The following is a 21,841-nucleotide window of genomic DNA, read 5'->3' on the forward strand; positions in this document are numbered from 1 at the left end:
ACCATTTTTCAAAGAAAATAAATAACATGAAGTAAGTAGGAATATTATTTTTTAATTGAGTAAAAGATATATTCATAATTTTATAATTTAAGGTTTTTACTTTTTTTCTAAATAAATTGTTTTTTTAAGAAATAGTAACTAATGATTTTTATGCAAAAACATATTAAAAAGTCATTTGTAAAAATTCAATTTTGATTGCATCTTAATGACAATAAAAAAAGTAATAGTTCGTGTTGTTATTGAATTGTTGGTGGAAAACAAGTCAAATTATTTATACAACAATAATATTTAATTAGAGTCTAATCATCTGTTTAGTAGCTAATTAATTATAAATTTATTAAAATAGATGAGTTGTTGATTTTAAAATCTACAAACAACTTAAATACTCGTTAAAAGGTTCTTTTTTTTAAGTTTTTTTATAATTTAGAAAAAAAACAGGGCTTTTTAGTTTGTAAATTAAGATTTATTTATATGTTTTTAACACAATGTTCTTGAATATTATATTTTATAGTCGACTATGTCTGATTTCTTGTTATCTTTAAAATATGCATTTATAAAAATTAAAAGTTAAAAGAAAATCAGTTTGTATTTATGTTTTGTAAATTGTATCTGAATATTTTAATTTTCTATTAATTGGAAATAAAATTTTATCTATATGAAAAACTTAATATTAGTTAGACATGCAAAATCAAGTTGGGAAGTTCCGATGCATGATAAAGATCGAGGTTTGACTTCTCAAGGTATAAAAGACGCTCACTTAGTTTCAAATTATATTAAGGATTTCATTCCTAAAACATATATTATTTGGAGTAGCTCAGCAAAAAGAGCTACTAATACAGCAATGATTTTTGCTCAAAATATAGCCTATCCTGTAGAAAGTATCATTTACAAAGACGACCTTTATACTTTTGACGATAATAAACTCGAGGAACTTATAAAATCATGTACAAATAGTTGCGAAAATGTTATTCTTTTTGGTCATAACGGGGCAATTACAGATTTTGTTAATAAATTTGGGGATGAATTTATAGAAAATGTTCCTACATCGGGTTTTGTATATTTGAAATTTGAAACAGATAATTGGAAAAAAATAAAAAAAGGTAAAACAAAAAAAATAATATTTCCCAAAAATCTAAGATGAATAAAGTGTTAGAATATAAATACATTGATAGAGAAAAAAGTTGGTTAGCATTTAATGCCAGAGTACTTCAAGAAGCTGGTGATACAACGGTTCCATTATTAGAAAGATTACGTTTCTTAGGAATTTTTTCTAATAATTTAGATGAGTTTTTTAGAGTTCGTTTTGCAGCAATTAGACGTTTAAGCCTTTCTGGAATTTCAGGAGAAAAGTATTTAAGAGGAATCTCGGCTCAACAATTAGTAAAAGATATTACCGAAATTGTTATTCAGCAGCAATCAGAAAGTTTACGAATTTTAAACATTATCGAAAGCGAACTAGAAACAAAAAATATATTTATTATAACAGAAGCTGACATTACTATTGAACAAGAAATTTTTCTTAAAGATTTTTTTATTCAAAAAGTAAGCCCTGAATTAGTAACGATTATTTTAAATGATTTAGCAGAATTTCCTGTTTTAAAGGATACTTCTGGCTATTTAGCTGTAAAATTGGTAATGAATCAAGATGCAGAAGTGCGTTATGCAGTTATCGAAATTCCTAAAGCAATTAATCGTTTTGTTGTTTTACCTTCTAATAATGAAAAACAATATATCATACTTTTAGACGATGTTATTAGACACAATCTAGAAAATATATTCAATATTTTTGATTATCAAAGTGTTTCGGCGCACATGATAAAAATTACTAGAGATGCTCAATTGGATATCGACAGTGATTTAAGTAAAAGTATGATCGAAAAAATATCACTAAGTGTAAAAGACAGACGAATAGGGGAGCCGGTACGTTTTATTTATGATCAATTAATCGAAGAAGATACATTACAATTTTTTCTAGAAAAGATGAAAATCGTTTCTACAGATAGTATTATACCTGGCGGAAGATATCACAATAGAAGAGATTACATGAGTTTTCCTAACCTAGGTCGATATGATTTGCTATATGAGACAAATGTTCCATTACCTATTCCAGGATTAAGTCTAGAGGGTAGCATATTAGAAAAAATTAGTGAAAAAGATTATTTGCTAAATGCACCTTATCAATCTTTTTCTTATTTAACTAAGTTTTTGCGAGAAGCAGCTTTAGATCCTAAAGTGATTTCAATTAAAATCACATTGTATCGATTGGCCAAAAATTCTCAGATTATTAGTTCTCTTATAAATGCTGCCAAAAACGGAAAAAAAGTAACAGTTCAAATAGAATTGCAAGCCAGTTTTGATGAAGCATCAAATATTTCTTATGCTGAACAAATGCAGTTGGAAGGAATTGAATTGATTTTTGGTATAAAAGGACTAAAAGTGCACAGTAAAATATGTGTAATAGAGAGAACTGAAAACGATAAAGTAAAAAGATATGGATTTGTATCGACAGGAAATTTTAATGAATCTACTGCTAAAATTTATACTGATGTTACTCTTTTTACCAGTCACCAACAAATTCTTAAAGATATTGTAAAGATATTTGATTTTTTTGATGTCAATTATAGAGTGCACCGTTACAAGCATCTAATTGTCTCACCACATTACACCAGAACGCGATTTATAAAATTAATTGATAGAGAAATTACACATGCCTTGGCGGGAAGAAAAACTCAAATTAAATTAAAAATGAATAGCTTGTCTGATTATGAAATGATTGATAAGTTATATGAAGCTAGTAAAGCTGGAGTTAAAATTCGTTTGCAAATTAGGGGAATTTGCTCTTTAATTCCAGGGATTCCCGGTATGAGTGAAAATATTGAAGCGATAAGTATTGTAGATCATTATTTAGAACATTCGAGAGTTTATATTTTTGGTAACGCGGGACAAACAGAAGTTTATATTTCATCTGCTGATTTTATGACACGAAACATAGATGGACGTGTCGAAGTAACTTGTCCTATTTATGATCAAGGTATAAAAAATGAACTTATAGACAATTTTGATATTGGTTGGAAAGGAAATGTAAAAGTACGTATGCATTCTCATAAGTTAGATAATAAATACAAAGCTCGAAATCATAATCCTATTTTTAGAGCTCAATTTGAGACTTATAGATATTATGCCAATAAACTTAATGCTGCTACGCAAAAAGAACAAATTCTATAACTATCTGCTAAATTGTGATGATGTGTTATGGTACTAAGAAATAAACCAATTGAAAGAACATGATTAAAATAAAGAAATATGCTGCCATAGATATTGGTTCTAATGCCATGCGTTTACTAATCGTAAATATTGTGGAGCAAGAAGGTAAAGAGCCTCAATTTAACAAGAGCTCCTTAGTTCGTGTTCCTATTAGATTGGGGCAGGAAGCTTTTACCGTAGGAGAAATTTCAGAAGAGAATATCGAGAGAATGTGCGATGCTATGAAAGCTTTTAATCTTTTGATGAAAGTTCATAAAGTAGAACGATATATGGCTTTTGCAACCTCAGCGATGCGTGAAGCTTATAATGGAAAAGAAGTTGTAGCCATCATTAAGAAAAAAGCAGATATAAAAATAGAAATTATTGATGGTAAGAAAGAAGCCGCTATTATTGCATCAACAGATTTACATCACTTATTAAAGACGGATCAAACCTATCTTTTTGTAGATGTTGGTGGTGGTAGTACTGAGTTTACCGTATTTTCAAATGGTAAAATTATAAACTCAAGATCTTTTAAAGCAGGAACTGTTCGCTTATTAAATGACATGGTTTGCGATGTGGTTTGGGAAGAAATTGAAAAGTGGATTAAAGCTAATACACAAGACTATGAAGAAGTTACATTAATCGGTTCTGGAGGAAATATCAATAAGTTGTTCAAAATGTCGGGCAAATTACAAGCCAAACCGCTGTCCTATATTTATGTGAATTCTCAATATGCGTTTTTAAATTCACTTTCTTACGAACAAAGGATTTCTGAATTGGGATTGAATCCTGATCGTGCCGATGTAATTATTCCAGCCACAAGAATATACCTAAATGCGATGAAATGGAGTGGTGCAAGAAATATTTATGTGCCTAAAATTGGGCTTTCTGACGGAATTGTAAAAGCGATGTATTTCAACAAAATATAATTTTTTTCTAAGCATCTATATCTAATCCAAATGTTGTTCGTAAGAGTTCAATATTTGGATTTATTTCATGTAGTCTGTTGTAACGGTCTTGATCGTTAAAACTTCTTTTGTTTTCCACAGCTTCATTTACAGTTATTTCTATAGTAATGTCATGATTGTGTAAATGCCCTTTTAAATGCCCTAAAAGACCGTTTAATTCCTTTTCAAAATCTAATTTAGAACCTTCATTTGGTAACTCTAATGTTATTGCGGTTCCATTAAGTTTGGGATCGTTAATTAATAATAAAGATTCCATAATTTTGTATCCTTTGTCTCCTAAACGCTGGGCGTATTTATTCCATTGCAACAACATTTCTGTTTCGGTAAAAGGTTCGGTAGGCAAATGGGTTGCTTCTTTTACAATTCCTTTACTGCTTTCTTCCAATGCTTTTTTCGCACGAATACTAGCTAGTGAAAAGGCAGAAACTTTTGGTGCAGAAGATTCTGAATTACTATCTTCTAGGATTGGTTTTGAAATAGGATTTGATTTTAAAGCAGGCGCTACTGTATCAATTTCTGTTTTCAATAAAGCAGATTCATTTACTGCTTTTTGTTTTTCGGGTACGGTATTGGTATCAACTATAGAATAATCATTTTTTCTATAATAGGTAGGTGGAATTATAAATTGCTCAACTTTTTTTTTTCTCCATCAAAGGTGATAGAGGCAAGCTGCATTAAACATAATTCTACAAGAAGTCGCTGGTTTTGACTCAACTTATATTTTAAATCGCAATCATTGGCAATTTCAATTCCTTTTAATAAAAATGTTGGATTGCATTTTTGTGCTTGAACTCCATACATTTGTTGGGCTTGTTCTCCTACCTCTAATAACGATAGCGTAGAAGGTGTTTTAGAAACTAATAAATCTCTAAAATGAGAAGCTAATCCGGAAACAAAATGATGAGCATCAAAACCTTTTGCCAATATTTCATTGAAAGCCATCAATAATTCTGGAATTTTATTTTCCAAAATCAATTCGGTAATATTGATGTAGGTTTCATAATCCAACACATTCAAGTTTTCTGTTACTGCTTGGCGTGTTAAATTTTTACCACAAAAAGAAACTACTCGATCAAAAATAGATAAAGCATCTCTCATTGCGCCATCAGCTTTTTGAGCAATTATGTGCAACGCATCATCTTCAAAAATAACACCTTGACTTGTTGCTACTTCTGCTAAATGTTCTTTGGCATCTTTTACCGTAATTCTTTTAAAATCAAATATTTGACAACGAGATAAAATCGTTGGAATAATTTTGTGTTTTTCAGTAGTTGCTAAAATAAAAATAGCGTGTTTTGGCGGCTCTTCTAATGTTTTCAAGAAAGCATTAAAAGCTGCTGAAGATAACATATGAACCTCATCAATGATGTACACCTTATATTGCCCCGTTTGTGGTGGAATGCGAACTTGATCTATTAAGCTTCGGATGTCATCAACAGAGTTGTTAGAAGCGGCATCTAGTTCAAATACATTGAAAGCAAAATCTTCGTTTGGATCATCGTAACCCGGTTGATTTATTTTTCGGGCTAAAATTCGTGCACAAGTTGTTTTACCAACGCCGCGAGGTCCTGTGAATAGTAATGCAGAAGCAAGATGATTGCTTTCTATGGCATTTAGTAAAGTATTGGTAATTGCTTTTTGTCCAACAACATCTTTAAATGTTTGAGGACGATATTTACGTGCCGATACTACAAATTGTTCCATAGGATTTTTATTCGAAAGCAAATATAAGCTTTAATTTAAAGATGGAAAAATTTAAATATTGAAAGATTTTATATTAGCTAAAGCGTCTTTGTAGTAGCTAAATTATAGCCCAGATAAAAGTGAAAATCCTTAATTGCTAGCCCTGGAGTTTTGGGATAGTAATTAAGATTGTAACGTATAGCTGGAAATAGCTCCATAAAAAGAGCAGATGAAATTTTGTTTGCAGATTTTTATTCGGCTCTACCTTTGATAGTTATGTCAATTAAAATACGTGCAGCATTATTTTCAGAATTGGCAGAAAAACCAGTTACAAAAACTCCTTTTTTACCCGATTTAGACTTAATGCCATAAACAGTAGCTTCATCATCTGGATTGCTATCTCCTTCATAACGGTATATGTGCTGAATTTCGCAGTGATCTGGATTTGTGGTTATTTCGCTATCGTCGATGTTAAAATCAAAATTAAATCCCATTTCGGAGAGTTCTTCTAATGCTTGAGAAACGGTGGTGTAGTGATACATATTAGACATAGTGATATTATTTAAACGTTCATTATAAAGATAACTGATTTATGGCTAAGTGGTTGCAAAATTCATGTTAAAGTAGATTGGTTTAAAATGTTATGAGAAGAGAAAAATAGTGTAAATTTGCGACACAGACCGCCTTATCGCCACGTTATATACGTGGAGGAAAGTCCGGACACCAAAGGGAAGCATAGCGGGTAACACCCGTCGGTTCGCCACGGCGAATTAGGACAAGTGCAACAGAAAGTATGTACAGGTAATGCTGTAGTGAAACCAGGTAAACTCTATGCGGTGAAATATCAAGTATATCAGCATTTAAGGGCTTCTCGTCCGTTGTTGAAGGGTAGATAGCTTGAGTCACATAGTAATATGTGATCTAGATAAATGATAAGGCTCCAATTTATTGGAGACAGAATCCGGCTTATAGGTCTGTTTTTTTTTATTTAAATGTATTTGTGTCTAGCTATAGAATTGCAAATTAAATTTAAACTTTAGCTAAATTATTTTGATTCAATAAAGATCTGTTTTTGTAATTGGTGGATTTTTTGCAATTGACAAAATTTTTTTTAAACTACAAAAAACAAAATTATTCTATTGTCATTGATTTTAGTTTTGTTCTATAGGCTTCTAATGCAACAGACTTTGATATAAAACCGTAATATTTATCATTTTTAAGAACGGGCAAAAATGCGACTTTAGATTTTTCAAATTTATTCATCACTGTTTCCATACTTTCATCAGGAGTAACAATTTCGCTAAGAGGTAGCATTATGTCTTTTATTTTTGTGTATTTGACTCTATAAGTGTTAAATATTATTTCTCTTATCGTATTAAAATGTACAATTCCAACCAAATCATTTTCAGTGTTTACAACAGCAAATATAACTTGCGTAGAATGCGAGATTAAATCGACTAATTTTTCTAAATTTTCGTCTGCAGTAACGGTAAGAAAATCGGTCTGTATGATTGAATTAGTTTCGAGTGTAGAAAGTACATTAGAATCTTTATTACTAGTAAACGCATGTCCTTTTTGAGCCAATGTTTTTACATCAATCGAGTGTTTTTCAAAACGACGCGATATTGCAAAACTTATTGAGGAAACAATCATTAAAGGAATCATTAAACTATATCCTCCTGTAATTTCGGCAATTAAGAATATGGCAGTTAGCGGAGCATGAAATAAACCACTCAAAATACCCGCCATTCCAACAAGTGTAAAGTTACTAATGGGTAATTTTGCTAATCCTATTAGATTTATAAATTTAGAAAAGAAAAATCCAAGATAAGATCCTAGAAATAATGAAGGTGCAAAATTTCCACCATTTCCACCACTTCCTATAGTGATACCGCTGGCGAAAACCTTTAGCATCATTGTAAATCCTACAAATAGTAGAAGTGCCCAACTGTTGTTTTGAAAACTACTAAATATGGTGTTTTCTAAAAATTTTCCAGAATCACTGTCTGCTAATGTTTTGATGCTTTCGTAACCTTCTCCAAAAAGTGTGGGAAACATAAAGATAAGAATCGCTAAAATAGAAGATCCAAATAAAGCCTTTTTGTAAGGTGAAAGTTTCATGCTGGAAAAAAAATGTTCTACTCTCTGAAAATTACGAGAATAATAAACGGACATTAATCCGGTACAAATTCCTAAGAGTATATAAAAAATTATATTATGATAATCAAAGTCTTCTTGTTTTTTAAAGGAGAGTAATATGGTCTCATCTAAAGCGACTACAGACACTAGCGCTCCAGTAGCTGCTGCAATCATAATGGGTGTAAATGCTGCAATACTTACATCTACTAGCAATACTTCTATAGCAAACAAAACTCCTGCAATTGGAGCGTTAAATGCTGCGGCAATACCAGCAGCAACTCCGCATCCTATTAACAAGGTTCTATCTTTATACGATAATTTATATTTTTGAGCATAGTTGGAACCAAATGCTGCACCCGTAATAACAATTGGACTTTCTAAACCTGCAGATCCTCCTAAGCCAACAGTTAAGGAGCTGGTTATAATTTGAGCATACATTTGTTTTTTTGGAATTATGCTGGCTTTTTTAGCAACTGCATACAAAATTTGTGAAGTTCCCTTTTGTATCGTTCCACCCAAAACTCTTTTTACTACAAACACCGTTAACATTATTCCAATAATAGGTAAAATACTATTGATAAATCCCAGTTTTGAAATGCTACTCACATAGGTAGCAAATGAAAAAACCCAATGTGCAAAAGTTTTTAATACGATTACGGCCAAAGCAGATGAAATACCGACTAATACAGCTGATAGAAATATAAATTGCTTAGGCGTTAATATGGATTGCGCAATGGCAATTATAATTTGTAATTTAGAAATATATTTTTTGAACATTATGATTTTTTAATGGGACTGCAAAATTAGTATTATTTTAAATTGTTCTTATATTTTTTTAATACATGTTTATAAATCCTAGTTTTAAAAATAGTTCTAATGCATTTCAATTGTTGAGTTCAGTAATTTTGTATTTAAACAAAACGGTCTAAAAACCAACCGCTTTGTTATCTCCTCTTCGGTCTGCACCACCTTCTAATTTTCCGTTTGGTAAAACTAAAACAGCATCAACTTGACCTATTATTTCTTTGTCTTTTTCATTAATGATATAAGACTTTTTCTTTAAATTTTCTAAAACTTCTTTAGAGAACGAGTTAGGTTCAAAAGTGATTTCATCAGGCAACCATTGGTGATGAAAACGAGGAGCATTGACTGCTTCCTGCATACTTAATCCAAATTCATATACATTCAAGATGGTTTGTAAAACAGAAGTGATAATAGTAGAACCTCCAGGAGTTCCAACGACCATATATAATTTACCATCTTTTTCTACAATAGTGGGTGTCATCGAACTTAACATTCTTTTCTCAGGAGCAATACTATTAGCCTCGCTTCCTGTTAATCCATACAAATTAGGAACTCCAGGTTTAGCACTAAAATCATCCATTTGATTGTTCAAGAAAAAACCTAATTCATCACAATACAATTTAGAACCATAATTATCATTTAATGTTGTGGTAGCAGAAATAGCGTTCCCTGCAGCATCAACTATAGAGTAATGTGTGGTTTGGTTACTCTCGTATCCTTTAATTTCACCTGCTGCGATATCTGATGATTTAGAAGCTGCGTCAAATGAAAAATCTTTCATTCTTTTTTCTAAATAGGAAGGGCTTAATAATTCTTTAATAGGCAGTTTTACAAAATCAGGATCACCCAAATAAAAATTTCTATCTGCATAAGCTCTTCGTTCAGCTTCTGTAATAACTTGTATTGTTTTTAAACTATTATGTCCCATTTGCGATAGGTTATAAGGCTCTATCATTTTCATGATTTGATTCAGGCAAATTCCACCACTACTAGGAGGAGACATAGAGGTGATTTTTAATTTTTTATATTGAAAGGTAATTGGAGTACGCCATTTGGCCTGGTATTTTTGAAAATCTTCTAGAGTCGCATTTCCTCCTTTTTTCGCTAAAAATGCTACAAGTTTTTGTGCCGTTTCGCCACTATAAAATTCATCACGACCATTTTTAGCAATGCGTTGCAATGTTGCTGCTAATGCTGTGTATTTTATGGTGTCATTTTCTTTGTAAACTTTAGAGAATAAACTATTTCTTCCGTTTCTTTTGATAAAAGTTTCTCTATTATTATTTAAACTTTCTGCTTGATGTTTAGTGATAATTACCCCTCTTTCTGCTAGCGCAATTACAGGTTTTAATATTTCACTCATAGGTAAAGAGCCATATTTTTTATGTACTTCAAATATTCCTGCGATAGTTCCAGGAATTCCAGAGGCTAGAGCTGTTTGGGTACTTTTTCCTTCGATTACATTGCCGTTTTTATCCAAAAACATATCTTTTGAGGCAGCCATTGGCGCTTTCTCTCTATAATCAATACTTCCTGTTTCACCATTAGCTTTTCTAAAAACCATAAAACCGCCACCACCAATATTTCCAGCCTGAGGATGCGCTACAGCCAATGCTAGTTCAGTAGCAACCATTGCATCAAATGCATTACCTCCTTTTTTCATGATAGCTACCCCGATTTCTGAAGCTTCTTCACGTGCTGAAACTACCATAGCTTTGTTACTTACCAAGCCTGTTGGTGTTACTGTTTTCTCATTGGATTTACAGCTTAAAAAAGCTAAGGCAATTAAGAGTATAAACTTATTCATAAGGTTTTTAATTTTTCGTTCGAAAATAATATTAATTCTTTAAAAAAACGAGTGAATTCATCTTCAAATTCGGAATAAAATTCAGTAAGATCTTGTGTTCCAAATCGCATGTTAGATTGATTTTTAGTGCGCCGATCCATTTGGGTCAAAATATGATTTATTCCTTCAACTGTTTGATAACTAACAAGCCAATTTTCTTGGAATAAAGTGGGCATTATTCGCAACACTCTTTCTGATAGTAGGTTTTTGTTTTCTTCTAAAGATTTATAAAAATGAGCTACAAAATCATCTAATTTTTCATTAGAGTAATTCTTCCAATTTTTGGCTAAAAAATGATCGTATAATACATCAACAACTACCCCTGCATAATGATGGTAATTTTCGTGAAGTCGTTTGGTACTTTGCCTAAAAATTGGATGTGCATCTGTAAAAGTATCAATAGCACGGTGAAGGATAATCCCTTTCTGAATTTCTAAAGGATAAGTCTCAAATTGTTTTCCGCGTATTCCATCGGCCATAAAGTTGCCAATTTTCAGTAAATCGTTATCACCAGAAAGATATATATGGGCTAAAAAATTCATTCGCCTAAATTAGGGTTTTTTATCCTATTTTTTAAATTCTAAGTGACTTTTATACTTCTTCAATTCTTATATTTGTAAATATTTAAATTTTTTTAGAACAAATTAAACCGTATTAAATGACATTAATAAAATCAATATCAGGGATTCGTGGAACAATAGGAGGAACAGTAGGAGATAATCTAACTCCTGTTGATGCTGTTAAATTTGCATCTGCCTACGGAACCTGGCTTAAACAATATAGTGGAAAAGAAAAATTAACAGTTGTAGTAGGTCGTGATGCTCGTATTTCTGGGCCAATGATTCATAATCTAGTAGTAAATACGCTAATTGGTTTAGGAATTGATGTAATTGATTTAGGCCTTTCTACTACGCCAACCGTTGAGGTAGCTGTACCCATTGAAAATGCAGATGGTGGAATTATTCTTACCGCTTCTCATAATCCTAAACAATGGAATGCTTTAAAATTACTAAACGAAAAAGGCGAATTTTTGGATGGCGATCAAGGATTAAAAATTCTAGAAATTGCAGAAGCAGAAGCGTTTCATTTTTCAGAAGTGGATCATTTAGGAGAAATAATGATTAATGATGCTTATATGGACATACATATTGATGAGGTGTTGAACCTAGCACTAGTTGATGTTGATGCTGTAAAAGCAGCCAAATTTAAAGTGGTTGTTGATGGTGTAAATTCTTCGGGCGGAATTATAATTCCTAGATTACTAGAGTTAATGGGTGTAGAAGTAATAGAACTTTATTGCGAACCTAACGGACATTTTCCTCATAATCCAGAACCTTTAAAAGAACATTTAACTGATATTTCTGAACTTGTCGTTAAAGAAGGCGCTCATTTAGGAATTGTAGTAGATCCAGATGTGGATCGTTTGGCATTTATTTGTGAAGACGGAGAAATGTTTGGAGAAGAATATACTTTAGTTGCTTGTGCAGATTATGTGTTAAGTAAAACACCGGGGAATACAGTATCTAATATGTCCTCTTCACGTGCTTTGCGCGATGTTACTAATAAGCACAAAGGAAGTTACGAGGCGAGTGCTGTTGGTGAAGTGAATGTTGTAAAATTAATGAAAACCAATAATGCTGTAATTGGTGGTGAAGGAAACGGCGGAATTATATATCCTGAATTGCATTACGGAAGGGATAGCTTGGTGGGAGTTGCATTATTTTTAACCCATTTAGCCAACAAAAAAATGAGTGTTTCTGCTCTCCGTGCTTCTTATCCTGAATATTACATGAGCAAAAATAAGATTGAATTAACACCACAAATTGATGTTGATGCTATTCTTGTTGCAATGACAGAAAAGTATAAAAATGAAGATATTACCACTATTGACGGTGTGAAAATTGATTTCGAAGAAAATTGGGTTCACTTGAGAAAATCAAATACAGAACCTATTATCCGAATCTATACTGAAGCATCTACTCAAGAAAAAGCTGATGGTTTAGCTTTTCGTATTATTGATGAAATAAAAGCGATTGCGGGTATTTAACTCACTTTAATCTCGACAAATAAAACCTTTCAAAATATTTTTTGGAAGGTTTTTTTATTTCTAAATTCCTTATAAATAGTTTTGCTTTTAAGAACTGTAGTTTAATCTTATATTTAAATCATAAAAGGAGTATTTATCTTGTGATTTTGGTCTCCATAATCCAAAGAAAACAAAGATTCTTTACTATTAACAAAAGTTGAAAATGACTATTTGAGAAAAATCAATACCTTTGAGGTCTAATTAAATATATAATGATTACCAAAACAGCAACTACAGCTTTAGAACAATATTTTCAACAATTTCGCAAAAACATAATTGGAATAGATCAGGATTTTGAATCTCCATACGGTTCAAAAAAAATTGTTTATACAGATTGGACAGCAAGTGGTCGCTTGTATCGCCCAATTGAAGAAAAATTAATGAATGAATTTGGTCCTTTCGTTGCTAACACACATACAGAAACTACTATTTCGGGTACTGCAATGACAAAAGCGTATCATACAGCACGTCATATCATTAAGAATCATGTAAATGCCAATAGCGATGATGTTTTGATTACTGATGGCACAGGAATGACTGGAGTTGTCAATAAATTTCAGCGAATTTTAGGTTTAAAAGTACCTGAAAATTTAAAAAACTTTATTACCATTCCTGCCGAAAAAAAACCAATTGTTTTTATTTCACACATGGAACATCATTCTAATCAAACTTCCTGGTTAGAGACAATAGCAGATGTTGAAGTAATTCCTTCTTCTGAGGATGGTTTGTTTAGTATTGAAAATTTAGAAATATTATTAGATAAATATAAAGAACGCCCTTTTAAAATTGCCTCTATTACTTCTTGTTCAAATGTTACCGGAATTAGAACTCCCTATCATGATGTTGCCAAAATGATGCATCAACATAACGGACTTTGTTTTGTAGATTTTGCTTGTTCTGGTCCTTATGTAAGTATCGATATGCATCCAAAAGATCCAGAAAGTTATTTAGATGCAATTTTCTTTTCGCCACACAAATTTTTAGGAGGTCCTGGTACAAGTGGTGTTTTAATTTTTAATAAAAAGTTATATCAAAATTTAGTACCGGATAATCCCGGAGGCGGAACGGTAAGTTGGACTAATCCTTGGGGAGAACATAAATATATAGATAATATCGAGGATAGAGAAGATGGTGGAACTCCAGGTTTTCTTCAAGTGATTAAAACCGCATTAGCCATTCAGTTGAAAGATCAAATGGGTATTGATAATATCTTAAAAAGAGAACACGAAATTGTTGATTATATTTTCTCTGAGTTAGGAAATATATCTAATATAAAAATACTTGCAGGACAGCATCAGGATAGATTAGGTGTAATATCTTTCTTTGTAGAGGATTTGCATTTTAATTTAGGGGTAAAATTATTAAATGATAAATTTGGAATTCAAACACGTGGAGGATGCAGTTGTGCTGGAACTTATGGTCATTTTTTACTACATGTAGATCAAGAAACTTCTAGTAAATTGATTGATGAAATTACATTAGGTGATTTGATTAGAAAACCAGGTTGGATTAGAATGTCTATTCACCCTACGACAACTACTGAGGAAATAGAATATGTTTGTCAAGGTATTAAATCCTTAGCAGAAAATCATAAAACATGGGCATTGGATTACGATTATAACTCTAATACCAATGAGTTTATCAATAAAAAAGCGAAGCCTCTAGAAGATGAATTGGTTAAAAATTGGTACTCTCTTTAATAATTTGATTGTTAAAAATAAAAAAAAACACTAAGTCTATTTTTTTAGATTTAGTGTTTTTTTTATTTTACTAATAAGTTTATCTTCTGTGTTTCCATCGTTTGTGCGTCCAGAAATAATATTCTGGAGCCTCTAGAATTTGTTTTTCAACTTCTCTTAAAAAAATATCTGTAATTTTAAAATCAGGAATAGATCTCGGGTTGTCAGTAATTGGGATGAAGGTAGCTTCATAGAAACCTCTTTTTACCTTTTTTACTTTAACAAAAAGTACATTTAAATCATATTTTTTAGATAGCATTTCAGCTCCAGTATGAACGGGAACTTCTATTCCCATAAATTTATCCCAATGAAAAGCTCTGTTCATTTTTGGAGATTGATCGCTAGCAAGACCATACATAGCTAGAACACCATTTTTTTCATTCTCGGCCATTAATGGGATTGTCTTTTTAGTTTCTACTAATTCAGCATCGTATTTAGAGCGTATATTGCGAATGAGTTTATCAAAATATTTATTAGCAATTTTTTTATAAACACCTATTCCTTTAAATTTTGTTTTTGCATTTATAGATAACAACCACTCCCAGCTAGCGTAGTGAGAGGCTAATAAGACAGTGCTTTTTCCTTTATCTTCATATTCTTTAACCAATTCAATATTTGTAATATGAAATCTTTTGTTCATTTCTTCTGAAGAAATCGACATGGTTTTAATCATCTCTAAAAATAAATCGCACAAGTGATGATATGATTTTTTTTCAATAATAAGTCGCTCCTTATCGCTTAAATGGGGTAAAGCTAAAGCCAAATTTTCTTTAACTGTTTTCTTTCTGTAACCGATCACGTAATAAACGAGTAAGTAAATAAAATCAGAGAACCAATAAAATATTCTAAAAGGGAGTATGGAGATAATCCATAAAAGCGGGAAGGCTAAGAGGAAAATAAGAAGTTGCATGCCGTTATTTTTTATGCAAATATAAGTCAAAAATCTAGACTGATATTAATTTTGAGTAGTTACTCTGTGCGTATTTGAGAATGACTATATTTACAACACACAATAAACATACTTTATGAATACCCTTTTGATAGCAATTATTATTGTAAATGTTTTGATTAGTTATAAAGGTTTTAACGACCTTTCTTTTTTTAGAAAATATGAGTTTCATGTAGGAAGTATTAGAGCAGGAGAACAAATAAGAATGTTATCCTCTGGTTTTCTGCATGTTGATATAACGCATCTGATTTTTAACATGATGACACTGTTCTTTTTTGCTCCAGTGGTCATTAATTTAATGGGTAGTTTTTCATTTGTTTTAATTTATTTTGGAAGTTTGATATTTGGAAGCTTACTCACCATGGCATTTCATAAAGAGGATTATGGTTACAGAGCTGTAGGAGCGTCGGGAGCTGTAACGGGAGTTTTATATTCTGCAATATTATTGCAACCAGATATGATGCTCGGAATATTTTTTATTATTCCTATGCCAGCGTATCTTTTTGGAATACTTTATTTACTCTATTCTATTTATGGTATGAGAGCAAAAAATGATAATATTGGTCATACAGCCCATTTTGGCGGTGCAGTAGGAGGCTATTTAATCACATTGATAAAACAACCTTCTTTACTTGTCGATCATACTTTGATGGTGGTTTTATTAGCGATTCCTATTGTAATTCTTTTTGTAATGCAAAAGGCAGGAAAACTATAATTGGCATAACTTTTGAAAAGGAATTAGTACAAACACTAAAATTATAAAAAAATGAAAAAAGCACTATTTATATTGTCTATATTATTCGTAACGATGTCATATGGTCAAGAAGTAAAACAGATTCCACAAATCAATGTAAGCGGAGAAGGTAAAATTAAGGTAGTTCCAGATGAAGCAACGATTGCTGTTACTGTTGAAACAAAAGGCAACAACGCCAAAGATGTAAAGAAACAGAATGACGAAAAAATTGACGCTGTTTTGAAATATATTAAAAAAATGAATTTGGCTCCTGCAGATTATAAAACACAACGCGTTTCATTAAATCCTCAATATGATTATGAAAAAAAGAAACACAGTTATAATGCTACGCAAACTATTGAGATCTTATTAAGAGACTTGAGTAAGTATGATGAGTTAATGGGAGGTTTAGTTGATAATGGTATTAACAGAATTGATACTGTAACATTTCAATCTTCTAAAATGGCTCAATATGAATCTGAGGCTAGAAAATTAGCGATGAAAGAAGCGAAAATGAAAGCACAAGATTATGTTTCGGTTTTAGGACAAAAAATAGGACGTGCGATGACCATATCTGATAATTCTCAGACGAATTACCCGCAACCCAGATATGCAGCAATGAAAATGATGGAAAGTAGCGATATGAGTGCTCCAAGAGAAACACTTGCAGTAGGAGAAATAAATATTACCGCTAATGTTACTGTTAGTTTTATTTTAGAATAGCAATCAATCACTAAAATTACATTTAAATTATTAAATGTTTATATACAGCAAAAAAGAGAAATTGGGTAATAGATATATAAACTATTATCCAATTTCTCTTTTTTATTATTTAAAATCCAAGTACTGCTTTATTCTATTAAATGGAGTACTCCAAATGAGGATGGGGTATGAAAATTTGGGGTTTCAGTTTCTGGATTTACCCAAGAAATCCAAACGGGTTCAAAAATTGATTTTTCTTTTTCGTTATATTTAGCTCTAAACAATCCAGTTTCAATTTTATTATCATTAATTAAATGAAGCATTTTAAGTGAGAGGATGCTAATGACTCCTTCGATAGTAAAACTGCTATCATCAATAGAGGATTTTACCGCCATATTATTTTGTGGCCAGTTCCAATCAAAGTCGAATTTTTTATTAGGATAGGCTACAAAATCCATTATTCTTGAAGCAGTATCAATTTCCAAACAATAGTATGGATTCATTGCATGATTAGATCTAAAAAAAAGTTCTACACGATCCGAACTTCCTATGCTATGAATGCTATCATCTTTTCTATCAATGTGTATCATAGTGTCCGATACTGTAAAACAAAAAAATAAATTCTCACGATCCCAAACTGCTTTAAATTCAATTTTTGATGGTTTTTCAGAATCCCAAGGAGAACAAAAATCAGTTAAGACTTGGGCGTTTTTCCATAACGTATTATCACCTTTACCTGTAATTTCAAGTAAATTTTCCTCGACTAAATGTACTTCGTAATTCTTTAATTCTTTAGCCATATTTATTTTTTGAGTTGTTATATGCTTTTATTAATATTATTTAAAAACCTTCGCAGGATTACCAAATTTAGTCATTATAGACTTCATTTTATAACAAACTCAAAATGATTTACAAGTATTTTATAAATCTTATAATAATAGGCAAAGCAATAGAAAAGCTGTTTTATAAAAATTAATAAAAATGATTTTATATTTGAAAAATTACTCTAATAGTATAATCTAAAATCAAGAGCTTTACAGGCCTCATAAAATTTCTGATGCAATTCTTCTACGATTGTTACTAAATCAAATTCTTCTTGACATAAACTAAAAAACACTTTGTCTAAATGAATGCTACTAATATTATTAAAAGTAGCTCCGTAGCCTGAAATTGCTCTGGCTCCAGTTACGTCTAGAAAGTATTGTGCTTCTTCTGAACTTAAATCTAGAATTTTTTCATTGGCAAAATGAACAATTTTTCCTTTCATTTTTCCCTCAAAAAGTTCCGCAATCTCTTCTAAACTATAAAAATAATCATGTATGCAGATAGAATTTTCTTGACCTTGCATTACTAAATATATGATTTCATAATCTTTAAAATTGTGATCGTCATAAAGTAACGCACCCAAACTCTCCTCAAGTCCTTCTATCGTATCACAATTTTTATAAATGCTAGATACACCATGATTTAAAGCAAGTTCTTCTAAATGTTTCACTATTTCTGTGCTATTTTGAACTTCTACATCAGCAACAGCTTCGAGGCAAAAAATAAATTTATCTTGGTCCATTTTCTTTTTTTACAGATTTTACAGTACTTACAAAAATATGTTTTTAGGTTTATAAAAACTTTTAAGAAGTTCAGTTTTGGGAAAATATTCGCATTTTAATAGAAGCGAACACTTTTTAACAAATTAGTAAAAAGAAATTTCAGTTATCCTATTTATAGTCAAACAGTAATTCTTTAAATCTAATTTAAAAAAATATTGATTGAAAATTTTGTAATCTTATATGCAATAAAGGTCTGAATTTTAAAATTTTAAACTTTAGTTTTAAAAACAAGTACAAAACATACTTTTTCTTTTGTAAATTAGCATAAACCTTAATACTATTATTAATTAATAAAGACTATTATGAAAAATCTTGGTGTGTTTTGTTTATTGTTCTCTTGTGTTATTTTTGGAAGTTGTAAAAATAATCAAAGTGAAAAAATTCCTGTAGCAGCTCCAGAAGAAGCGCCTGTAAAGGTTGAGTGTTATACAGCACTTTACGAAAAAGATACAATAGCATTGAAAATGAATACTTTTAAAGATGGACACATAACGGGAAACATGGATATGGTTATGGCAAATACACCTAAGTATGTTGGTGAAGTTGCTGGAGAATTTCGTGGTGATACACTTTTTGTTAGTTACACTTACATTCAAGGGAATAATAAAGAGACTACTTTTAAAAACCCTATGGCTTTCTTAAAGCGTGACAATCAACTTATTTTAGGAAACGGAAAAATAGAAGTTACATTAGGTGCTGGTCATTTTGTTTCCGGCGAACCAATAGATTTTGATCGCGTAAAATACAAACTCAATCCAGTAGATTGTGTGACTAAATAAATTTATAATAGAAAGGGAGAGTAATTTCCCTTTTTTTATTTTAAAAACGATTCGATTTAAAATATAAATAACAATTTATTTTTGATTTAAAAATTACTTTTGTTTAAACAAATATCATATCATTAATGAAAATCTTGCTTGTTGAAGATGAAATAGAAATGCAGAAAAGCATTAGCCATTACTTAGGATTAGAGAAAAATAGAGTAGAGGTGGCAAATGATTTTAATTCTGCTTTTGAAAAAATACAAGTGTATGAATATGATTGCGTTTTACTAGATATCACTTTGCCGAACGGAAACGGATTAGACTTAATAAAAGCGATAAAAAATAAAAGATCAAAAACAGGAATTATCATCATTTCTGCTAAAAATTCCTTTGATGATAAAATTGATGGTCTTAATTTAGGAGCAGACGATTACTTGCCAAAACCCTTTTATTTACCAGAATTAAATGCGAGGATAAAAGCATTGATTAGACGTAATAATTTTGATGGTGAGGCTGCAATAATTGTCAATGAAATTAAATTATACCCTGAGGAAAGAAAAGTGTTAATCAACGAAAAACCACTGAACTTGACATCAAAAGAGTTTGATATATTAGTTTATTTCATCGCTAATAAAAATAGAGTAATTCAAAAAAGTGCTATTGTAGAGCATTTATGGGGCGATAATGCCGATCAGTTTGACAATTTTGATTTTATTTACAATCATGTAAAAAATTTAAGAAAGAAATTATTGACGGCCAATTGTACAGATTATATTCAATCAATATACGGGATTGGTTACAGTTTTAAAACAGAATTATGAAGCTACTCACCAAAACCAGTCGGTATTATATCTTGTATACGATTCCGGTAATTTTATTTTCTTCTTTGTTCATTTATTTTTTTCTTTTAAATGAAATTGGTGAAAGTAATCAGTCTTTATTGTTGACTAGAGTTAAAGTAATTGAAAACCATTTAGCTAAAGGAAATAGTTCGGTTTTAACTGTTTTTGAAGCTAATAATGAAGTTTATGTTCAAGAAATTGACAAAAATAAAATCATCCCGCAAACCGTTAAAGATACTTTGATGTATTCTGATATTGATAAAGAATACATTTCGAACAAAATGATTGAAGTTAATAAAATCATTAACGGAAAAAATTATCATATCAAAGTTTGGAAAAGTAATATTGAACTTGATGAGTTAATGGAGGTTGTATTTGTTGTCTTTATCATTTTGTTATTATTCCTTCTTTTAATAACTGTTTATATAAACATTAGAATTTCAAAACTAATTTGGGCACCATTTCTTAATACATTAACCTATATAAAGAACTTTAATGTTCAGACTAATGATTTTAAAAAATTAGAATCCAATGATATCTCAGAATTCAGTGCATTAAATTCCTCGATAAATGGGATGACTTCAAAAATGATTACTGATTATAAAAATCAAAAGAAATTTGCGGAGAATGCATCTCATGAATTTCAAACTCCACTGGCTATAATTAAAGGAAAAATAGATTTATTACTGCAAGATAATACATTGAAGGAAGAAACAATGCAGCTATTAGTTTCTATTGAAGAGGCAACAAGTCGTTTGAGCCGAATTAATAAATCATTGTTATTACTCTCTAAAATAGAAAACCAGCAGTTTATAAAATTAGATATTGTCGCAGTACTTCCTTTAATCGAGAAAATTAAACATTTTAATGAAGACTTTATTTTAGATAAAAACATAGATTTTGTATTTGAAAATAGTGAGGAATTAGATTTTAAAATCAATTCAGAATTATGTTTTATTTTAATTAATAATTTAATTCAAAATGCAATAAGACATAATATCGAAAATGGAAAAATCACCATTGCTGTAAATGATAAAATCTTAAAAATAAGTAATACAGGAGCACAAGAGCCACTAAATGAAGTTCTTATTTTTGAACGTTTTGAAAAAAAATCTTACAATACCAATTCGATTGGATTAGGATTAGCAATTGTAAAACAAATAGCGGAAGCGAATTCAATTGATATTCATTACAAGTATGAAAACAAAGAACACGTATTTTATTTGCATCAGTTTTAAAAAAATACAGAATTGAAATAGATTCCTATTGGATATTTGCTTAATAATTTAAAAAAAGAGCAATTATGAAAAATCTAATTTTAGTTGCCGCAATGGCAATAAGTGCAGTAGGATTCGCACAAACTAAAGACAAGAAAGAAGTGCCTAAAGTTGTTAAAGAGGCTTTTCAAAAGGAGTATCCAAATACCAAAGTAAAATGGGATGTGGAGAAAGATGGTTTTGAAGCTGAATTTAAAATGAATGGCAAAGAAGCTTCTGCAGATTATGATAAAGCAGGACATAAATTAGCTACAGAAATTGAAATTAGTAAAACTGAATTCCCTGCAAAAGCGTTGGCTTATATCGCAACAACTTATCCAAATAAAAAGATCAAAGAAACTGCTAAAATTACAGACAACAAAAATGTTATTACGTACGAAGCAGAGGTCAAAATTGACGGAAAAGACAGTGATTTAATCTTTGACGCTTCTGGAAATTTCTTAAAAAGAAAATAGT

20 protein-coding genes and 1 other RNA gene are annotated in these 21,841 nt (G+C 30.7%); 12 read left to right on the plus strand and 9 right to left on the minus strand.

All coding sequences use genetic code 11. From position 1 onward, the window contains the following. The first annotated feature begins 655 nt into the window (after window positions 1–655). Genes MW871_RS13570 through MW871_RS13580 form a run of 3 tightly spaced genes read left to right on the plus strand, consistent with a single transcriptional unit; the run spans window position 656 to window position 4,175 of the window. Window positions 656–1,141: a SixA phosphatase family protein gene (locus tag MW871_RS13570; RefSeq protein WP_188050856.1), complete on the plus strand. Its 486-nt coding sequence runs from the start codon at window positions 656–658 to the stop codon at window positions 1,139–1,141. Then, window positions 1,138–3,225, plus strand: coding sequence for a polyphosphate kinase 1 (gene ppk1 / locus MW871_RS13575; protein WP_223151098.1), 2,088 nt, complete (start codon window positions 1,138–1,140; stop codon window positions 3,223–3,225). Before MW871_RS13570 ends, ppk1 begins: the two co-directional genes overlap by 4 nt. Before the next feature lie 59 nt (window positions 3,226–3,284). After that, window positions 3,285–4,175, plus strand: coding sequence for a Ppx/GppA phosphatase family protein (locus MW871_RS13580; RefSeq protein WP_188050855.1), 891 nt, complete (start codon window positions 3,285–3,287; stop codon window positions 4,173–4,175). Between the two features lie 7 nt (window positions 4,176–4,182). On the opposite strand, the gene MW871_RS13585 is transcribed toward MW871_RS13580, so the two are convergent. From MW871_RS13585 to MW871_RS13595, 3 genes are all read right to left on the minus strand, one after another. After that, window positions 4,183–4,740, minus strand: a complete 558-nt coding sequence (locus MW871_RS13585) for a DNA polymerase III subunit gamma/tau (protein WP_248429018.1) — start codon at window positions 4,738–4,740, stop codon at window positions 4,183–4,185. Between the two features lie 92 nt (window positions 4,741–4,832). Then, entirely contained in the window at window positions 4,833–5,918 is a 1,086-nt protein-coding gene (gene dnaX, locus MW871_RS13590) for a DNA polymerase III subunit gamma/tau (protein ID WP_248429019.1), read from the minus strand. 230 nt (window positions 5,919–6,148) lie between these two features. Further along, on the minus strand, window positions 6,149–6,448 hold the full coding sequence (locus MW871_RS13595; RefSeq protein ID WP_248429020.1) for a hypothetical protein: 300 nt from the start codon (window positions 6,446–6,448) through the stop codon (window positions 6,149–6,151). 121 nt (window positions 6,449–6,569) lie between these two features. On the opposite strand from MW871_RS13595, the gene rnpB reads away from it, so the two are divergent. Then, an RNA gene (gene rnpB, locus MW871_RS13600) (RNase P RNA component class A) lies at window positions 6,570–6,882 on the plus strand. Between the two features lie 146 nt (window positions 6,883–7,028). On the opposite strand, the gene MW871_RS13605 is transcribed toward rnpB, so the two are convergent. From MW871_RS13605 to MW871_RS13615, 3 genes are all read right to left on the minus strand, one after another. Beyond that, window positions 7,029–8,813, minus strand: a complete 1,785-nt coding sequence (locus MW871_RS13605; RefSeq protein ID WP_188050852.1) for a chloride channel protein — start codon at window positions 8,811–8,813, stop codon at window positions 7,029–7,031. A gap of 148 nt (window positions 8,814–8,961) precedes the next feature. After that, entirely contained in the window at window positions 8,962–10,647 is a 1,686-nt protein-coding gene (gene ggt, locus MW871_RS13610) for a gamma-glutamyltransferase (protein WP_248429021.1), read from the minus strand. Further along, window positions 10,644–11,228, minus strand: coding sequence for an acyl carrier protein phosphodiesterase (locus MW871_RS13615; protein WP_248429022.1), 585 nt, complete (start codon window positions 11,226–11,228; stop codon window positions 10,644–10,646). Before MW871_RS13615 ends, ggt begins: the two co-directional genes overlap by 4 nt. Window positions 11,229–11,344: 116 nt before the next feature. Here MW871_RS13615 and glmM point away from each other — a divergent pair, with 116 nt between their 5' ends. Together glmM and MW871_RS13625 are read left to right on the plus strand one after the other, a co-directional pair. Next, on the plus strand, window positions 11,345–12,733 hold the full coding sequence (gene glmM / locus MW871_RS13620) for a phosphoglucosamine mutase (RefSeq protein ID WP_248429023.1): 1,389 nt from the start codon (window positions 11,345–11,347) through the stop codon (window positions 12,731–12,733). A 251-nt stretch (window positions 12,734–12,984) separates the two neighbouring features. After that, window positions 12,985–14,472, plus strand: a complete 1,488-nt coding sequence (locus tag MW871_RS13625) for an aminotransferase class V-fold PLP-dependent enzyme (RefSeq protein WP_248429024.1) — start codon at window positions 12,985–12,987, stop codon at window positions 14,470–14,472. Between the two features lie 79 nt (window positions 14,473–14,551). Here MW871_RS13625 and MW871_RS13630 read toward each other — a convergent pair whose 3' ends face one another. After that, window positions 14,552–15,421 (minus strand): lysophospholipid acyltransferase family protein, encoded by an 870-nt coding sequence (locus MW871_RS13630; protein WP_210645901.1) that lies wholly within the window; start codon window positions 15,419–15,421, stop codon window positions 14,552–14,554. A 115-nt stretch (window positions 15,422–15,536) separates the two neighbouring features. On the opposite strand from MW871_RS13630, the gene MW871_RS13635 reads away from it, so the two are divergent. Both MW871_RS13635 and MW871_RS13640 read left to right on the plus strand, forming a co-directional pair. Next, window positions 15,537–16,175 carry a rhomboid family intramembrane serine protease gene (locus MW871_RS13635; protein WP_248429025.1) on the plus strand — a complete coding sequence of 213 codons (639 nt, stop codon included), beginning with the start codon at window positions 15,537–15,539 and terminating at the stop codon, window positions 16,173–16,175. 51 nt (window positions 16,176–16,226) lie between these two features. Beyond that, the gene (locus MW871_RS13640; protein ID WP_210645903.1) at window positions 16,227–16,916 is read left to right on the plus strand and encodes an SIMPL domain-containing protein; all 690 of its coding nucleotides are present in this window, start codon (window positions 16,227–16,229) and stop codon (window positions 16,914–16,916) included. Between the two features lie 128 nt (window positions 16,917–17,044). Here the strand turns inward: MW871_RS13640 and MW871_RS13645 are convergent, their stop codons facing one another. Beyond that, the gene (locus MW871_RS13645; protein ID WP_248429026.1) at window positions 17,045–17,695 is read right to left on the minus strand and encodes a sugar-binding protein; all 651 of its coding nucleotides are present in this window, start codon (window positions 17,693–17,695) and stop codon (window positions 17,045–17,047) included. 206 nt (window positions 17,696–17,901) lie between these two features. Further along, the gene (locus MW871_RS13650; protein ID WP_248429027.1) at window positions 17,902–18,462 is read right to left on the minus strand and encodes a DUF6642 family protein; all 561 of its coding nucleotides are present in this window, start codon (window positions 18,460–18,462) and stop codon (window positions 17,902–17,904) included. Window positions 18,463–18,804: 342 nt separating this feature from the next. On the opposite strand from MW871_RS13650, the gene MW871_RS13655 reads away from it, so the two are divergent. The 4 genes from MW871_RS13655 to MW871_RS13670 all read left to right on the plus strand — a co-directional run bounded on the left by MW871_RS13655 (window position 18,805) and on the right by MW871_RS13670 (window position 21,840). Continuing rightward, window positions 18,805–19,281 (plus strand): hypothetical protein, encoded by a 477-nt coding sequence (locus tag MW871_RS13655; protein ID WP_248429028.1) that lies wholly within the window; start codon window positions 18,805–18,807, stop codon window positions 19,279–19,281. Between the two features lie 125 nt (window positions 19,282–19,406). Further along, a complete protein-coding gene (locus MW871_RS13660) occupies window positions 19,407–20,087 on the plus strand; it encodes a response regulator transcription factor (RefSeq protein WP_210645906.1) in 681 nt (226 codons plus the stop codon). Beyond that, window positions 20,084–21,346, plus strand: coding sequence for a sensor histidine kinase (gene porY / locus MW871_RS13665; RefSeq protein WP_248429029.1), 1,263 nt, complete (start codon window positions 20,084–20,086; stop codon window positions 21,344–21,346). The genes MW871_RS13660 and porY overlap by 4 nt, the downstream gene beginning before the upstream one ends. A 65-nt stretch (window positions 21,347–21,411) precedes the next feature. After that, window positions 21,412–21,840: a PepSY-like domain-containing protein gene (locus tag MW871_RS13670; RefSeq protein WP_248429030.1), complete on the plus strand. Its 429-nt coding sequence runs from the start codon at window positions 21,412–21,414 to the stop codon at window positions 21,838–21,840. Window position 21,841 lies beyond the last annotated feature (1 nt).

Source organism: Flavobacterium pygoscelis (assembly GCF_023162025.1).
Lineage (GTDB): Bacteria > Bacteroidota > Bacteroidia > Flavobacteriales > Flavobacteriaceae > Flavobacterium > Flavobacterium pygoscelis.

Coding starts and splice junctions, on each gene's coding strand:
- MW871_RS13605 (WP_188050852.1), bottom strand. CDS start 8,813: ATGTTCAAAAAATATATTTCTAAATTACAAATTATAATTGCCATTGCG.
- MW871_RS13615 (WP_248429022.1), bottom strand. CDS start 11,228: ATGAATTTTTTAGCCCATATATATCTTTCTGGTGATAACGATTTACTG.
- MW871_RS13630 (WP_210645901.1), bottom strand. CDS start 15,421: ATGCAACTTCTTATTTTCCTCTTAGCCTTCCCGCTTTTATGGATTATC.
- MW871_RS13625 (WP_248429024.1), top strand. CDS start 12,985: ATGATTACCAAAACAGCAACTACAGCTTTAGAACAATATTTTCAACAA.
- dnaX (WP_248429019.1), bottom strand. CDS start 5,918: ATGGAACAATTTGTAGTATCGGCACGTAAATATCGTCCTCAAACATTT.
- MW871_RS13650 (WP_248429027.1), bottom strand. CDS start 18,462: ATGGACCAAGATAAATTTATTTTTTGCCTCGAAGCTGTTGCTGATGTA.
- porY (WP_248429029.1), top strand. CDS start 20,084: ATGAAGCTACTCACCAAAACCAGTCGGTATTATATCTTGTATACGATT.
- MW871_RS13670 (WP_248429030.1), top strand. CDS start 21,412: ATGAAAAATCTAATTTTAGTTGCCGCAATGGCAATAAGTGCAGTAGGA.
- MW871_RS13660 (WP_210645906.1), top strand. CDS start 19,407: ATGAAAATCTTGCTTGTTGAAGATGAAATAGAAATGCAGAAAAGCATT.
- MW871_RS13640 (WP_210645903.1), top strand. CDS start 16,227: ATGAAAAAAGCACTATTTATATTGTCTATATTATTCGTAACGATGTCA.
- MW871_RS13645 (WP_248429026.1), bottom strand. CDS start 17,695: ATGGCTAAAGAATTAAAGAATTACGAAGTACATTTAGTCGAGGAAAAT.
- MW871_RS13570 (WP_188050856.1), top strand. CDS start 656: ATGAAAAACTTAATATTAGTTAGACATGCAAAATCAAGTTGGGAAGTT.
- MW871_RS13580 (WP_188050855.1), top strand. CDS start 3,285: ATGATTAAAATAAAGAAATATGCTGCCATAGATATTGGTTCTAATGCC.
- MW871_RS13655 (WP_248429028.1), top strand. CDS start 18,805: ATGAAAAATCTTGGTGTGTTTTGTTTATTGTTCTCTTGTGTTATTTTT.
- ggt (WP_248429021.1), bottom strand. CDS start 10,647: ATGAATAAGTTTATACTCTTAATTGCCTTAGCTTTTTTAAGCTGTAAA.
- MW871_RS13595 (WP_248429020.1), bottom strand. CDS start 6,448: ATGTCTAATATGTATCACTACACCACCGTTTCTCAAGCATTAGAAGAA.
- glmM (WP_248429023.1), top strand. CDS start 11,345: ATGACATTAATAAAATCAATATCAGGGATTCGTGGAACAATAGGAGGA.
- ppk1 (WP_223151098.1), top strand. CDS start 1,138: ATGAATAAAGTGTTAGAATATAAATACATTGATAGAGAAAAAAGTTGG.
- MW871_RS13635 (WP_248429025.1), top strand. CDS start 15,537: ATGAATACCCTTTTGATAGCAATTATTATTGTAAATGTTTTGATTAGT.